The following is a 15,205-nucleotide window of genomic DNA, read 5'->3' on the forward strand; positions in this document are numbered from 1 at the left end:
GCTTCGCTCGACATCGGGGCTGACCGGCGGTTGTGCCGGGTTGCGCGGTGAGGTTTCGCGTGACCTAGCGCGCATCGGGGTCATCACGTCACCGGCGCCCGTCTTGTCGACGCCGGAGGGGCGACTTCGAGGAGCCCCGTTCGCGGCCCGGCCCCCGGAAAACCGAGCCATGAGGGGGCCGCGAACACGCCGCGACGAAGGAGCGGCAGAATGGCAGGGCCGGTCGATTCGCCCGTTCGCTTCAGGAGTTGAGCATGTCTGCCCCACGTCCACCTCTGGCGGGCCTGGCCGCCGCGGCCGGCGCCGATATCGCGCTGCGGACCGTATCCGACCTGGTCGGCACGTCGCGGGTGGAGTTGGTCGCACCGGCGGCGGCGCGGGCGTTCGTGGCGGGGACGGTGGCGGCGAGCAAGCCGGTGGTGGTGGTGACGGCCACCGGACGCGAGGCCGACGATCTGACCGTCGAGCTGACCGAGATCCTCGGTGATGCGGTCGCGCAGTTCCCGTCCTGGGAGACGCTGCCGCATGAGCGGCTCTCACCCGGCGCGGACACTGTCGGCCGCAGGCTCGCGGTGTTGCGCAGGCTGGCGCATCCGGAAGACCCGGTATTCCCGGAACCGCTGCGCGTGGTGGTGACCACGGTGCGTTCGCTGATGCAGCCGATGGCCTCGGGGCTCGGCGATATCGAGCCGATCGTGCTGCGCGTCGGCACCGAGATCGACTTCGACGAATTGCTCACCCGCCTGGTCGAATTCGCCTACACCCGGGTCGACATGGTGGGCAAGCGCGGTGAATTCGCGGTGCGCGGCGGCATTCTCGATGTGTTCCCGCCGACCGCCGATCATCCGGTGCGCGTGGAGATGTGGGGCGACGAGGTCAGCGAGCTCCGCCCGTTCTCCGTCGCCGATCAGCGCTCGCTGCCGGAGCTGAACATCGACGTCGTGGTGGCGCCGCCGTGCCGGGAGCTGCTGCTCACCGAGGCGGTCCGCGACCGCGCGGCCGAGGTGGCATCGGCCAATTCCGCCGACGCCGCCCTGGTGGAAATGCTGGAGAAGCTGGCCCAGGGCATCCCGGTGGACGGCATGGAGGCGCTGCTTCCGGTGCTGCGGCCGGGCGCGTTGAGCCTGCTCACCGAGGAACTGCCCGAGGGCACCCATCTGCTGCTGTGCGATCCGGAGAAGATCCGCACCCGCGCCGCCGACCTGATGCGCACCGGCGCCGAATTCCTCGAAGCGTCCTGGACCGCCGCCTCCTTCGGCGGTGACGCGCCGCTGGGCGCACACGGCCTCGACCTGGCCGCCTCCGCCTACCGTGCGTTGCCCGACATTCACGACAGCGCCACCGAACATGATCTGCCCTGGTGGACGCTGAGCCCGCTGACCTCGGGCGATCCCGCCGAAGTGGTGCTCCCGGTGCAGGCGGGGCCGACGGCGCGGGGCTCCGACGAGCTGGTCGCGACGATCTTCGCCTCGCTGCGCGCGCACGTCACCACCGGTGGCCGGGCGGTCGTGGTGGTGGCCGGTCACGGTACCGCCCAGCGCGTGCTCGAACGGCTCGCCGACGCCGACGTGCCGGCCGCCGCGCTGGATAGTGGCGCCGAACCGGAGACCGGTGTGGTCGGGGTGCTGTGTGGTTCGCTGCACGACGGCGTCATCTTCGACGATGCGGGCCTGGTGGTCGTCGCCGAATCCGATCTCACCGGCAACCGGGTCACCGCGCCCACCGAGGGCAAACGGCTGCCGGCCAAACGCCGCAATCAGGTCGATCCGCTGGCGCTCAACGCCGGCGATATGGTCGTGCACGATCAGCACGGCATCGGCCGCTTCGTCGAGATGATCGAACGCACCGTCGGCGGCGCGCGGCGCGAATACCTGGTCATCGAGTACGCGCCCGGTAAGCGCGGCCAGCCCGGCGACCGGCTGTTCGTGCCGATGGAATCGCTGGATCAGCTGTCCCGCTATGTCGGCGGCGAGATGCCGAGCCTGTCCAAGCTCGGCGGCTCCGACTGGGCCAACACCAAACGCAAGGCCCGCAAGGCGGTGCGCGAGATCGCCGGCGAGCTGGTGCAGCTCTACGCCGCCCGCCAGGCCGCGCCCGGCCACGCCTTCGGCCCGGACACGCCGTGGCAGCAGGAGATGGAGGACGCGTTCGCGTTCACCGAGACCGTCGACCAGATGACCGCCATCACCGATGTGAAGGCGGATATGGAGAAGCCGGTCCCGATGGACCGGGTCGTCTGCGGCGACGTCGGCTACGGCAAGACCGAGATCGCGGTGCGCGCGGCGTTCAAGGCGGTGCAGGACGGCAAACAGGTCGTCGTGCTGGTGCCGACGACGCTGCTGGCCCAGCAGCATCTGCAAACCTTCACCGAGCGCGTCGCCGGTTTCCCGGTGACGGTCAAGGGCCTGTCGCGCTTCACCGATCCGGCCGAATCCCGCGAGGTGCTGGAGGGCATGGCCTCCGGCGAGGTCGACATCGTGGTCGGCACGCACCGGCTGTTGCAGACCGGTGTGCGCTGGAAGGATCTCGGCCTGGTCATCGTCGACGAGGAACAGCGCTTCGGTGTCGAGCACAAGGAACACATCAAGGCGTTGCGCACCCACGTCGACGTGCTCACCATGTCCGCGACGCCGATCCCGCGCACCCTGGAGATGAGTTTGGCGGGCATCCGGGAGATGTCGACCATCCTCACCCCGCCCGAGGAACGTCATCCGGTGCTCACCTACGTCGGCGCCTACAGCGACAAGCAGGTCACCGCCGCCATCCGGCGTGAGCTGCTGCGCGACGGCCAGGTGTTCTACGTGCACAACCGGGTGTCCTCGATCGACAAGGCCGCCAAGCGGATCCGGGAGCTGGTGCCGGAGGCGCGGGTGGTGGTCGCACACGGTCAGATGAACGAGGACACCCTCGAGAGCACCGTGCAGGGCTTCTGGCAGCGGGAATTCGATGTACTGGTGTGTACCACCATCATCGAGACCGGGCTCGACATCTCCAACGCCAATACCCTGATAGTGGAACGCGCCGACGCGCTCGGTCTGTCGCAGCTGCATCAGCTGCGCGGCCGGGTCGGGCGCAGTCGCGAGCGCGGGTACGCCTACTTCCTGTATCCGCCGGAGAAGCCGCTCACCGAAACCGCCTACGACCGGTTGGCCACCATCGCGCAGAACTCCGATCTCGGCGCGGGCATGGCGGTGGCGATGAAGGATCTCGAGATCCGTGGCGCTGGCAATGTGCTCGGCGCCGAACAGTCCGGTCACGTCGCCGGCGTCGGCTTCGACCTGTACGTGCGGCTGGTGGGCGAGGCGGTGGAGGCCTATCGCGCCGCCGCTGACGGCAAACCGATCACCACCGAGGAAACCAAGGAGGTGCGCATCGACCTGCCGGTGGACGCGCACATCCCGCCCGACTACATCACCAGCGACCGGCTGCGTCTGGAGGCCTACCGCAAACTGGCTGCCGCACACGATGATTCGACGCTGGCCGCGGTGGTGGAGGAGCTCGTCGACCGCTACGGCCCGCTGCCGGTGGAGGTCGGCAGGCTGGTGTCGGTGGCCAAGCTGCGGCTGCTGGCCCGCGAGTACGGCGTCACCGAGATCGCCGTCACCGGGACCACGGTGAAGATCTCGCCGCTGAACCTGCCCGATTCCAAGCAGTTGCGGCTCAAGCGGATCTACCCCAGCGCCACCTACAAGGCGGCCAGCGGGGTGGTCGGTGTTCCGCTGCCGCGGGTGCAGGACAGCGTCGGCGCGGACCGGTTGCGCGATGTGCCGCTGCTGCAATATCTCGCCGATCTGCTGCTGGCGCTGGACGGCAAGGCGCAGGGCGCCGTCGATCTCACCGTCGCCACCGAGGCCACGGTCGCCCGATGAACCCGGCACCCGATTCACGTCCGATGCCCGACGCGCTGCGCGTGCAGACCGATACCGCCACCCTCGCGGCCGGGCTCGCCGAGGCCGTCGAGGTGATGGATCGGCTGTGGCATTTCGGCGGCTGGGAATCCACCCAGACCCACGATTCGCTGCGCCCGTACCTGCTCGAGGAGACCTACGAGCTGCTCGACGCCATTCAGCACGAGGACGCCGAGACCATCAAGGAGGAACTCGGCGATCTGCTGTTGCAGGTGCTGTTCCATTCCCGGATCGCGCAGGCGGCGGGGGAGTTCACCGTCGACGATGTGGCGGCCGCGCTGGTCGCCAAGCTGGTCAACCGCAGCCCGCATCTGGTCGCCTCCGAGCTCCCGCCGGACGCCGGCGTCGAGGAGAAGATCGCCGCGCAGGAAAAGGCCTGGGAGGAACGCAAATCCGCGGAGAAGGCGCGCCGATCGTGTCTTGACGGCATCGCGATGGCGCAACCGGCGCTGGCCCTGGCCGAGAAGGTCCTGCAGCGCAGTAACCGGGCGGGGCTGCCGGAGGATCTGATTCCGCCCGCGCTGCGCATGGTCCGCCTGGGCGGACGCGACAGCGCCGAGGAACGGCTGCGCAAGGCCACCCTGGCCTTCGCCGATGCCATCCGAGCCGCCGAGGACGCCGCCGAAGCCGACCGCGGCACCCGCGCTCCGCTCGATGCCGCCGCCTGGCGCAGGTACTGGCCGGCGAGCCGCTGACAGCTCCTGTCGCGCCCCGAACCGCTTGTCCGTTCCGGCGGTGTGGTCGGCCGTGACCGCTGTCCGGCCGGATCGGCTCTTCGGTCGGCCACGGCGGTCCGACCGTCGCCACCGCCCGGTGACTGTGAGCTGCACCGCAGCGACGGCCGAAGCCATCACATCCGCGTGCGCTGTCTCGTCCGAGTCGTGTATCCACCCGCACTGACGCGACTAGGAGGCAGTAATGCCGGCGGGACTGATCGATCTCATCATGCGGCGCAGACGTGCCGTACTGGTTCTCTTCGCGGTACTGCTCATACTGGCCGGAGCAGGTAGTTCGACCTTGTTCGACAAGTTGAAGGGCGGCGGATTCAACGATCCGGGCGCCGAGTCCGGTGCGGCGGCCGAGGTGCTGCGCGACCAGTTCGGGCAGGGCCAGCCGAACCTGGTGCTGCTGGTCGACGGCGGCTCGGTCGACGATCCCGGCACGACCGCGGCGGCGACCGCGCTGGTGCAGCGGCTGACCGGCGAAGCCGACGTCACCGGCGTGACCTCCTACTGGACCTCGGGCAAGCCGCCCGCGCTGCGCAGCGCCGACGGCTCCACGGGCCTGGTGGTGGCCACCATCCTCGGTGACGACGACGCTGTCGAAGACCGGATCACCGATCTGGCGCCGCGCTACTCCGGCACCCACGACGGCCTCGACGTCCAGGTCGGCGGGTACGCCATGCTCCAGCACGAGATGGTGGAGCAGTCGGAGAAGGACGCGGTGACCGGCGAATCCATCGCCTTCCCGATCACCCTGATCGCGCTGGTGCTGGTGTTCGGCAGCGTGATGGCGGCGCTGCTGCCGTTGGCGGTCGCGATGGTGACGGTGCTGCTCACCATGGGGGCGATGTGGTTGCTGGCCGGGGTGACGGATCTGAACGCGCTGGCCATCAATGTCGTCACCTTGCTCGGGCTCGGCCTGGCGATCGACTACAGCCTGCTGATCGTGAGCCGCTACCGCGAGGAACTCGAGGCCGGGGTCGACCCGGGGCAGGCCTTGCGCAACACCATGAACTCCGCCGGGCGCACCGTCGCGTTCTCGGCGGTCACGGTGGCGGTGGCGCTGTCGGGCCTGGTGTTCTTCCCGCTGCTGGCCGTTCGATCGGTGGGTTACGCGGGTATCGCGGTGGCGCTGATCGCCGCCCTGAGCTCGCTGACGGTGCTGCCCGCGCTGCTGGCGATGCTGGGCACCCGAGTCGACAAATGGCGAATCCGCCGGCGCAACAACGAGTCCAGGCAACTGCACGAAGGCCGCTGGCACCGGCTGGCGATGTTCGTGATGCGCAGGCCTGGAACGGTGGCGATCACGGTGACGGTGGTACTGCTGTTCCTCGGCGCACCGTTCCTCGGGCTGAAGCTCGGGTACCCGGACGAACGGTCGATGCCGGAAGCGTCGGCGTCGCGGCAGGTGGCCGAGACGGTGCGCGCGGAGTTCGATACCAGTGAGCAGAGTGCGTTGAGTGTGGTACTGCCGCAGGGCGGTTCGGGTGTGCCCGAGTACGCGCAGCAGCTGTCGGCGCTGCCGGATGTGCAGCGGGTCGATACCGTCAGCGGCAGCTATGCCGATGGTGCGCAGATCGCGCCGCCGTCCGCACTGAACGCGCGATTCGCCGCCGACGGCGGGGTGTACCTGTCGGTGGTGCCCGCCACCGACGATGCCGCCGTGCTCGAGGATCTGGTCGGCACCATCCGCGATGTCGACGCGCCGTCGGAGGCGCTGGTCGGAGGCGTGTCGGCGGTGAGCGCCGATGCCACCGAGGCCCTGCTGGACCGGCTGCCGATCGCCCTCGGCGTGGTGCTGGCGATGATGCTGATCCTGCTGTTCCTGTTGACCGGCAGCGTGTTCCTGCCGGTGGTCGCGGTACTGCTCAGCTGCCTGAGCCTCACCGCGACCTTCGGTGCGCTGGTCTGGATCTTCCAGGACGGGCATCTGTCGGACCTGCTCGGCTTCACCGTCACCGGGACGCTGGCCTCGACCGTGCCGATCATGCTGTTCGGGGTGGCGTTCGGCCTGGCCATGGATTACCAGGTGTTCCTGCTGTCGCGGATCCGCGAGGAGTACGAACGCACCGGTGACGGCACCGCGGCGGTCGCAGTCGGTTTGGAGCGAATCGGCCGGATCGTCACCGCGGCGGCGGTGCTGATCTCGGTGGTGTTCCTCGGCTTCCTGGTCTCCGACATCACCTTCATGAAAGCGTTCGGTATCGGGCTGCCGCTGGCTGTGCTGGCCGACGCCACCTTGATTCGTGGGTTCCTGCTGCCGGCCACCATGAAACTCGGTGGACGCTGGACCTGGTGGGCGCCCGCCCCGCTGCGGAAACTGCACGACCGCTTCGGTATTCGCGAAAGTGCGGGCCCGCGGGAGCGGGAGGGGGATCTGGTCGGCGCCTGAAACGGTCAGCCGGAAGGCGGGTACCCTCCAACAGAGCACGGCGGGTGCGTGAAATCCTCACGCACCCGCCGTCTTCGATTGCGGACAGCTCAGATATTGACGCCGTAGTCCCGCGCGATCCCCGCGAGCCCGGAGGCGTAACCCTGGCCGATGGCGCGGAACTTCCACTCCCCGTTGTGCCGGTAGAGCTCGCCGAAGACCATCGCCGTCTCGGTGGAGGCGTCCTCGCTGAGGTCGTAACGCGCCAGTTCCGAGCCGGTGGTCGAATCCACCACCCGGATGTAGGCGTTGCGCACCTGGCCGAAGGACTGCCTGCGGGTATCGGCCTCGTGGATCGAGACCGGGAAGAAGATATTGGTGATCGTGGGCGGGGTGGCCGCCAGATCGACGTTGATCACCTCGTCGTCGCCGTCGCCCTCACCGGTGAGGTTGTCGCCGGTGTGCTCGATGGATCCCTCCGGCGAGCGCAGGTTGTTGTAGAAGATGAAATGCTGGTCCGACAGCACTTTCAGGTCGGGTCCGGTGGCCAGCGCGCTGGCATCGAGGTCGTAATCGGCCCCGGTGCTGGTACGCACGTCCCACCCGAGGCCGACGGCGACTTTGGTCAGATTCGGGGCCTGCTTGGACAGCGAGACATTGCCGCCTTTGGCCAGTGTGACGCTCATGTTCCCCTTCCTCGCGGCGCTGACGCTGCGCCCTTGCCCACGATTATGTCGAACGGCAGGCGACGCCGCCGTGGTTCAGCTCTCGCTCTCCGCCCAGGACCGCAGGGTGGCCACCCGGCCCTCCAGCGCGTGCAGTTCGGTGGCGTCGAGCACGGTGCGCTGAATCCCCTTGTCCACCTGGAACGCCGACTGGCGGTGATCGTCGATCACGTCGACGTCGATGCGCACCGCCACGTAGTCGGTGGCGTCCGGCATTTCCTCCGCGATCACCTTCGCGGTGCCGCGCGCGCACAGCGCGACATTGCCGCCGGCCAGGATCAGCAACGCCACCTCGGGCCGTTCCCGCAGCCGGGCCAGCGAGCCGCGGTCGAACTTCAGGCTCAGCAGAATCGCGCGGTCACCCGCGCGCACGGGCCAGGACACCGGAATCGCGTGCGGCGCCGGATCGGTGGTGACCAGCACGGCGATGGTCTCGGTGGGCCATTCCGGCAGCACGTCCAGCTCGGGATGATCGGTCGAGGGGTCCTGATGTTGCGCAGGGCTGACTCCGGCTGCCATGTTCATCACCTCATGAATCGACGCGCGCGACGGGCTGTGCCGCACTCCGCACCCAGTTTACGGGCTGACCCCGACAACCGGCCCGGGATGAGCGGTCGGCCGCCGCGAGCGGGCGCGCGATCAGATCGGCTGCGGTGCACCGCGATCAGACCGCGGCCAGTGCCGCCTCGTCGGTGATGCGCAACCCGCGCGCCCATTCACGGGCCATCGCAGTGGGCTTGATCTCGGTGGACGCATCGTGGCGGGCGTGCTCGCCCACCTGCACCGCACCGCATTCGGCGAGCTTCTCGGCGATGATCTCGCCGCCACGGTTGAAGGTGTCGCCGTATACGGAATCGCCGAGCCCGAACACCGCGAACCGCAAGCCCGCGAGGTTCGGTGTGCGGGCGTTCAACGCGTCGAAGAACGGTTCGGCGCCGGTCGGCAGTTCGCCATCGCCGTAGGTGGAGCAGACGATGATGTGGAAGTCGCGGACGTCGAGGTCGTCGATATCGACATCGGTCATGTCGTAGACCGACACGTCATGAGTGGCGAGCTCGTCGGCCACGCTTTCGGCGGCGGACTCGGCCGTACCCATCTCCGACCCGAACAGAATGACGACGCGCACCGCGACTCCCTTCTTCGTGCAAGTATGGTGAGGCTAGCCTAATATTCGGGAGGGACCGTAGGCAATATCGTCGTCCTGCGGAAACGACCCTCGCAGCGATCGGCCTCGGCTCAGCCCGGTGTACCGAGCGCCTGTGGGAGCATCCCGGGATGTTCACGCGCAGCCGTATTCAGCAGCGTGAAGTAGCGCCGCAACATCAACCCCGCCGTGGCCGCGAGGCCCGCGGTGAGCCCCCACCACACACCCGCGGCGCCGAGCCCGGCCGGGAACGCCAGTAGCAGCGCCGTCGGCAGGCCGACCAGCCAATAGCCGACCAGTGACAACCGGAATCCGGCCTTGGTGGCCTTCAACCCGCGCAGCAGTCCGTTGCCGATGTTCTGCGCGGCGTCGAAGAACTGGAGCACGATGCCGATCAGCAACAGCGTCTTCGCCACCTCGATGGTCGCGGTGTCGCCGGGATCGAGGAACGGCCGCAGCACCAGATCGGGGATCACCACATAGGCCACGCCGGTGACCGCGGCGATCACCGCGGCATGGCGCAGCGCCAGCCACGCCAGCGCCCGCGCATGGTCGAATTCGTCGCGTGCCACCGCATGACTCACCAGGATCGACGCACCGTGCGAGAGCCCGATCGCGACCTGGAACACGATGTAGATGACCTGATAGACGACGTTGTGCGCCGCCAGAGCCGCGGGCCCGATGCTGCCCATGACCAGTGCGAGCACCGAGAACATGCCCGCCTCGGAACCGTAGGTGAGCGAAATCGGCACCCCGAGCTTCAGCTCGGCGCGCACCGTCGTCATCCGCACCGGCCACGGCCGTAGCGACAGGCCCGCCGCGAGTTCCTGGTCGCGGCGCACCATCGCCCAGAACACCGCGAAGGTGATCAGGAAGACCAGCGACGTCGCCACGCCGATGCCGGTGAGCCCGAGCGCGGGCAGGCCGAGCCAGCCGTGCATGAAGGTCAGCGCGAGCACCAGATTCAGCGCCACCGAACCGAGCGTCACCAGCAGCAGCGCCTGCGGTTTCTGCATGCCGACGGTGTACTGGCGCAGCACCTGGAACCACAGGCAGGGCAGCAGCCCGGGCGCAAGCGCCACCATCATCGGGCGCGCGTCGGCGAGCACACCGGCGTCCTGGCCGAGCCATTGCAGCGACCAGCCGAGCCCGACCAGCACGACGCCGCCGAGCAGGCCGGCGAGCGTGGCGATCAGGAAGCTCGACCGCACCACCTCGCGGACCTCACGGTCGGCGCTGACGCCGCGTTTGCCCGCCGCGCTCACCGCCGAGGCGATCTGGTTCCCGCTGCCGGTGATCAGCCCGACGCACATGGTCCGGATCTGGTTGAACAGCACGATCGCCAGACCGCCCGCCGCGACCTGACGCACGCCGAGGCTGCCCATGAGGGCGATATTCGTGGTGGAGACCGCGATCTGTGCCAGCTGCGTCAACGCGATCGGCGTCGCCAGGGCGGTGAGCCGTTTGCTGTCGGCGCGGAAGTCGGACAGATTCACCGCGCCTCCACCAGATGATTTCGGCGGGCGGCGGGCGTGTAGCGGGCGAGCATGTCCTTGACCTCGCGTTCGGCCTCGGGATCGAGCAGGTCCCTGGCCCGCATCCAGTCGTCGTCGAAGACGGTGTCGAGGTATTTCTCGCCGCCGTCGCACACGATGGTCACCACGGTGGAGCCGGGCGGGAACTCGTCGAGCCGGGTCAGCGCCGCGTGCACCGAACCGCCCGCCGAGCCGCCGAGCATCAGCCCGAGCTCGGCGGCGACGGCGCGCGCGGTGGCGAAGGCCGCCACATCGCTCACCTTCACGCCCTCGTCGAGCAGCGAATAGTCGACGGCGGTGCCGATGGTGGCGCCGGGCGGCGTTCCGGTGCCGGATTGCCAGTACGGGCCGCCGGGCCCGCCGAACGCGATCGAACCGACCGGCTCGACGCCGATCACCCGCGGCACGCACCCGAGCTGACGCAGCCGGGTGGCGGTGCCGAACAGCGAACCGCCGGTGCCGACCGCGGACAGCAGGATATCGACGCGTTCGACGTCTTCCAGCAACTCTTCGGCCACCGCGTAGTAGCCCACCGCGTTCGCGTCGTTGTTGTGCTGTTCGGTGAAGTAGGCGTCGTCCTCGGCGGCGGCCATCGCCTCGGCGAGGTCCTCGCGGGCCGAGGTGGCGAGGTTGTCGTCGCCCTCATCGGCGACGAACACCAGTTCCGCACCCATTGCTCGCATCGCGCGCAGCTTGTCCTTACATGCGTGGTGGTCGACCACCGCGGTGAAGCGGTAGCCGCGTTCGGCGGCAACCACCGCCAGGCCGAGGCCGGTGTTGCCGGATGTCGATTCGATGATATGCCCGCCATCGCTCAGCAAACCTCTTCGCTCGGCATCGAGCACCATTTCGCGCGCCATCCGGATCTTGGCGGCGCCGGTCGGGTTGAACTGTTCGAGCTTGAGCAGCAGCCTGGTGCCGGTCGCGGTGGCCGCCAGCTCGAACAACGGGGTGCGGCCGATCAGGTCCGTCACACGCGTGACGAGCGGCATGGAAGGTCTCCTCGGTCGGTACGGTCCCGGAGCTGAGCCGGGGTCGATGGGAACGGGGGGCGCGCGGCAGCGTCGGCGGCCGTGCGCCGATTACTCACTCGGTGTCGAGCTTCCAGCGGTACCTGCCGCCCGGCGCGTCGTGCAGCGTCACCTTGGGTGGGATCGGCAGTTCGTGGAACGCGGACTCGTTGGAGTCCATCTGATAGCCGGCGGTGTTCGGGTAGACGAGCAGATCGCCGGGCTCGGCCGCGCGCGACAGCGGGATCCGGCGCCAGCTGAGCATGTCCGATTCCAGACAGGTCGCCGCGCCGACCACGGTGGGCGTGACCGTGCCACGGCCCGGCGGCCACACCACCGGATCCGGCAGGTATTCGCTGTCGAACCACTGTTCGGACAGGCTCAGGCTGCTGCCGTCGACGGTCAGGATGCGGTACGGATGTCCGTGCGCGAGCCGGGTCTTGCTGCCCTGCACCCGGAATACGGTGCTGCCGGCGCGGTCGAGCAGTGCCCGGCCGGGTTCGATGGCCAGGCGGATGCCGTTCTCGCGCAGGCTCTCGGCCAGGCCGTCCCGCGCGAGGATGGTGGTGAGCATGGCCGGTCCCGGGGCGGGGCAGTGGTACGGGTAGTAGCTGTCGAACTTCTTGCCGGTGTGGAACCAGCGGCGGCTGGCCTCGTCGGTGAAACCGGACCAGGCTTCGGCGGGCACATAGTCCACGCCGAAGCCGCCGCCGATCGATATGGTGCCCGCCGGATGACCGAGCGTGCGCGCGTACCGGCACCGGCGGACGAGCTCGGCGGCCAGTTCGGCGCGCGGCACCGGGTCGTAGCCGGACAGGTGGAAACTGAAGCCCTCCAGCCGGATCGAGGCCATGGCGGTCGCCGCATCGAGGGCCTGCTCGATCTCGGCCTCCGTCATTCCGAACCGGCTGGCCGAGGCCGGGGGAAGCACCCGGAACAGCACCCGGACCGCGAGGCCGAGCGCGGCGATCCGCTGGAGTTCGCCGACGCTGTCCACCGCGATCAGCGCACCGTGCCTGGCCGCGAGCCACAGCAGGTCATCGGATTTCTCCGGCCCGGTCACCATCAGGTCGGTGCCGCGAATGCCCTGCGCCAGCGCCGCCGTGAGCTCGCCGGTGGACGCCACATCGACGCCCGCGCCCTGCTCCGCGCACGCCCGTGCCACACACGCGGCCTTATTGGCCTTCTTGCCGAAGTAGACGAAACCGTCGACGCCCGCCTGCGCGAACGCATCCTGGAAGCCGCGGACATTACCAGCGACCCGCGCCGGATACATCAGGTGGAACGGCCCGCCGACGGCGAAAGCGATGTCGCCCAGCAGGTTCGGGTCGTCGAGCACGCGCTGTTCCCACTCGTCGCGGTACGCGGGCAGCGCCGCGGCCATGATCGAGCCGGCTCCGGGGTCGGACTCGACCGTGCCGATCACCCGATGCCCGGCCGCTGTGCCATCGGCCTGCGCGGCCCCGGCGCCTACCGGTTGCGCCTCGGTCAATCCCACAGCGGTACCTCCGTGCCGCGCCCTTCGGCGATGGCGCGTTCGGCGAGTGCGTGCGCGACGGCGATATCGGTGAGGACGAGCCCGCTGTTGTAGACGAAGATCCGCTCCTTCTCCGAACGCCTTGCCACAGCGCGACGGCTGAGGATCTGCGGTAGCTCGGCGTCCACCGGCCGCAGCACGCCGTCGGGGCCGGCCATATCGGTGCCGGTCACCGCCATTTGCGCGGCGCTGGTGGCGACGACGCGGTCGGCGTCGTTCAGCGTGGACGGTGCCAGCCCGTACCCGACCAGCACCGCCACCGAACCGGCCTTCAGATCACCGGATTCGAGCGCCACCTCGGTGCCGGGCCCCGCCGTCGCCAGCACGACATCCGCCGCAGACGCGGCGGCGCGCGGATCGTTGACGGTCTCCAGCATCGCGTGCGGGTGATGTTCGGCCAACTGCCGGTGCACCGCCTCGATGCCTTCCGGATGGGTGCCGTACAGCATGAGTTTGCGCAGCCCGGGATTCGCGGCGAGCAGATGCGGCAGCGCGTTGCGGCCCTGGGTGCCGGTGCCGATGAGCAGCACGGTGTCGGCGTCGCGGCGGGCGGTTTCGCGCACCAGCAGGGCCGAGACCGCCGGCGTGCGCAGCGCGCCGACCCGGGCACAGTCCATCATCGCGATCGGGGCGCCGGTGGTGTCGTCGTAGAGGGTGATGGTGGTGTAGTACCGCTTGGTGCTGCGGTCGTGACCGGGATCGAACTTGTAGGAGGTCTTCATCGCGACCACCCGGCGGCGGCCGTCGCGGCCGAGCATGGCGTAGGCCACCGACCAGCCATCCGGATTGGCGACGCTCAACTTCCGTGGATTGTCCGAATCTCCCGCCGCGAAGGCGAGATACGCGTCTTCCACCGCTCGCACCACGGCCGATGGCGAGATCGGCACGTCGGCGAGGTCGCTTCGGCTCAGCACCCGCAGCGGGGTGACTCGATCACGCGTGCTCAAAGGATCCTCGATCATCTGCTGTGCCGTCCCGCTCTACTTCCGCCGGAACCGTTTCCGGTCCGGCCGCCCGGAATGGGCGGACCAATAGCTGTCCATACCCATTCTCACCGGCCTCGGCGTCGCGTCGGCGTCGATCGGGTAACCGGATGTTCACTCGTTTGAGCCAGCGGTCGGTGCCGTCGTAGCGGGCGGTGAACGGCACCCGGCCGTGCACGGCGACGTCGTTGTCCACCAACAGCAGCTCACCGGGTTCGAGAGCCGCGGTGACGCAGACGCGTTCGAGCTCGTCGGTGAGGTGCGCGTAGGCCGAGCGATATTCGGGATCGGCGTCGTCGAGCGGGGTGTAGGCGGGGTCGTACCGCATCGTCAGATCGCCGGTTTCCCCGTGGTTTTCGCTCGCGCTCCACAACGTGGGCACCGGTGTGGCGGTCGCGCGATCGTAGCCGGAGCCATAGGAGACATCGGGCAGGATCGGCAGCACGGGTGTGCTGAGAAGTCGCCGCTGTCGCGCGCTGAGCTCGACCCGGCGCACCGAGGAGACGGTGGTACCGACGCGGTCGGGATTGCGCAGGCACGACAGCATCAGCAGATGCGCGCGGCCGGGATGGAAGGCGTCTTCGGTATGCGGGCTGAGCAGGGTTTTGCTGCTCGCGCCGGATTGTTCGTGCTCATGGCCTGCCGCGGGGACGATGTTGTTGACCAAGCGTCCGTCTTGCTGGCCCTGCCAGCCGAACGGTTCGCCCGCCGATCGGGCCAGCAGCAGCATGACGATGTCGAGTTCGAGCGAACACGAGCGCGTGCTCGAATCCCCGCTCCACAGCGCGGCTTCGCGCCAGCTGGGCGGGGTCGGGCCGCATTCGGCGTCGTCGAGCGGCAGTCGGCTGACGATGGCGGCGCCGGCCGAGGTCTGCGGCGGGCGCATGGCGTGGCGCACCTCGGCCGGCAACTCGTGCGCGCGGGCCGCTACCTGGGCGACGAGAGCCGGGTCGGTGAGCGTGCGCGCGGCCTGCGCGCCGGCGACGCCCGAATAACCGAGTGTGTCGCCTATCACACGAGCCAGCTCGCGCACCGCGCGTGCGGCGGCCAGGGGGAGCTCGCGTCGTTCGATCATCTGGGGGTGAAGCGTCTTACGTTCGGAGAGAACGCTTTTCACCAGGTATTCCCTTCTTCGCATCGGGTCGAAAAGCGAGTGGTGACGATTCGAACTGCGAAGCTAGTGCTTCCCTCGAGCTAGAGCAAGGCTTACCTAACTTTGGCGATTGGATAGCGATGTAGCATAACCGAGCCGAAGTGCAGCTAGTGGGCG

The 15,205-nt window shown here is 69.0% G+C and carries 11 protein-coding genes; 3 read left to right on the forward strand and 8 right to left on the reverse strand.

The annotated features are described in order from the left end of the window. The first annotated feature begins 254 nt into the window (after positions 1-254). From mfd to GV790_RS06110, 3 genes are all read left to right on the forward strand, one after another. Positions 255-3,869: a transcription-repair coupling factor gene (gene mfd, locus GV790_RS06100; protein WP_163811396.1), complete on the forward strand. Its 3,615-nt coding sequence runs from the start codon at positions 255-257 to the stop codon at positions 3,867-3,869. Continuing rightward, the gene (locus tag GV790_RS06105) at positions 3,866-4,603 is read left to right on the forward strand and encodes a MazG family protein (RefSeq protein WP_375139373.1); all 738 of its coding nucleotides are present in this window, start codon (positions 3,866-3,868) and stop codon (positions 4,601-4,603) included. The genes mfd and GV790_RS06105 overlap by 4 nt, the downstream gene beginning before the upstream one ends. 223 nt (positions 4,604-4,826) lie before the next feature. Continuing rightward, complete coding sequence (locus GV790_RS06110) at positions 4,827-7,022, forward strand: MMPL family transporter (RefSeq protein ID WP_163811398.1); 2,196 nt, start codon at positions 4,827-4,829, stop codon at positions 7,020-7,022. Positions 7,023-7,111: 89 nt separating this feature from the next. Here the strand turns inward: GV790_RS06110 and GV790_RS06115 are convergent, their stop codons facing one another. The 8 genes from GV790_RS06115 to GV790_RS06150 form a co-directional block, all read right to left on the reverse strand. Next, complete coding sequence (locus GV790_RS06115; protein WP_163811400.1) at positions 7,112-7,687, reverse strand: TerD family protein; 576 nt, start codon at positions 7,685-7,687, stop codon at positions 7,112-7,114. A gap of 75 nt (positions 7,688-7,762) precedes the next feature. Beyond that, positions 7,763-8,245, reverse strand: coding sequence for a hypothetical protein (locus GV790_RS06120; RefSeq protein ID WP_163811403.1), 483 nt, complete (start codon positions 8,243-8,245; stop codon positions 7,763-7,765). Positions 8,246-8,390: 145 nt separating this feature from the next. After that, positions 8,391-8,852 carry a flavodoxin domain-containing protein gene (locus tag GV790_RS06125; RefSeq protein WP_163811405.1) on the reverse strand — a complete coding sequence of 154 codons (462 nt, stop codon included), beginning with the start codon at positions 8,850-8,852 and terminating at the stop codon, positions 8,391-8,393. 110 nt (positions 8,853-8,962) lie between these two features. After that, positions 8,963-10,366, reverse strand: coding sequence for an MATE family efflux transporter (locus GV790_RS06130; RefSeq protein ID WP_163811406.1), 1,404 nt, complete (start codon positions 10,364-10,366; stop codon positions 8,963-8,965). Continuing rightward, complete coding sequence (locus GV790_RS06135; protein WP_163811408.1) at positions 10,363-11,397, reverse strand: PLP-dependent cysteine synthase family protein; 1,035 nt, start codon at positions 11,395-11,397, stop codon at positions 10,363-10,365. Before GV790_RS06135 ends, GV790_RS06130 begins: the two co-directional genes overlap by 4 nt. Before the next feature lie 94 nt (positions 11,398-11,491). Then, positions 11,492-12,913, reverse strand: coding sequence for an alanine racemase (locus GV790_RS06140; RefSeq protein ID WP_309138980.1), 1,422 nt, complete (start codon positions 12,911-12,913; stop codon positions 11,492-11,494). Next, positions 12,904-13,914 (reverse strand): ornithine cyclodeaminase family protein, encoded by a 1,011-nt coding sequence (locus GV790_RS06145; protein ID WP_175585809.1) that lies wholly within the window; start codon positions 13,912-13,914, stop codon positions 12,904-12,906. The genes GV790_RS06140 and GV790_RS06145 overlap by 10 nt, the downstream gene beginning before the upstream one ends. Then, positions 13,886-15,052 carry a TauD/TfdA family dioxygenase gene (locus GV790_RS06150; RefSeq protein WP_280499261.1) on the reverse strand — a complete coding sequence of 389 codons (1,167 nt, stop codon included), beginning with the start codon at positions 15,050-15,052 and terminating at the stop codon, positions 13,886-13,888. Before GV790_RS06150 ends, GV790_RS06145 begins: the two co-directional genes overlap by 29 nt. Positions 15,053-15,205 lie beyond the last annotated feature (153 nt).

Source organism: Nocardia cyriacigeorgica, from assembly GCF_010858045.1.
Classification (GTDB): domain Bacteria; phylum Actinomycetota; class Actinomycetes; order Mycobacteriales; family Mycobacteriaceae; genus Nocardia; species Nocardia cyriacigeorgica_E.

Excerpts from the sequence above, each read along its gene's own strand:
- mfd (WP_163811396.1), top strand. The coding sequence starts at position 255 with ATGTCTGCCCCACGTCCACCTCTGGCGGGCCTGGCCGCCGCGGCCGGC.
- GV790_RS06105 (WP_375139373.1), top strand. The coding sequence starts at position 3,866 with ATGAACCCGGCACCCGATTCACGTCCGATGCCCGACGCGCTGCGCGTG.
- GV790_RS06110 (WP_163811398.1), top strand. The coding sequence starts at position 4,827 with ATGCCGGCGGGACTGATCGATCTCATCATGCGGCGCAGACGTGCCGTA.
- GV790_RS06115 (WP_163811400.1), bottom strand. The coding sequence starts at position 7,687 with ATGAGCGTCACACTGGCCAAAGGCGGCAATGTCTCGCTGTCCAAGCAG.
- GV790_RS06120 (WP_163811403.1), bottom strand. The coding sequence starts at position 8,245 with ATGGCAGCCGGAGTCAGCCCTGCGCAACATCAGGACCCCTCGACCGAT.
- GV790_RS06135 (WP_163811408.1), bottom strand. The coding sequence starts at position 11,397 with ATGCCGCTCGTCACGCGTGTGACGGACCTGATCGGCCGCACCCCGTTG.
- GV790_RS06145 (WP_175585809.1), bottom strand. The coding sequence starts at position 13,914 with ATGATCGAGGATCCTTTGAGCACGCGTGATCGAGTCACCCCGCTGCGG.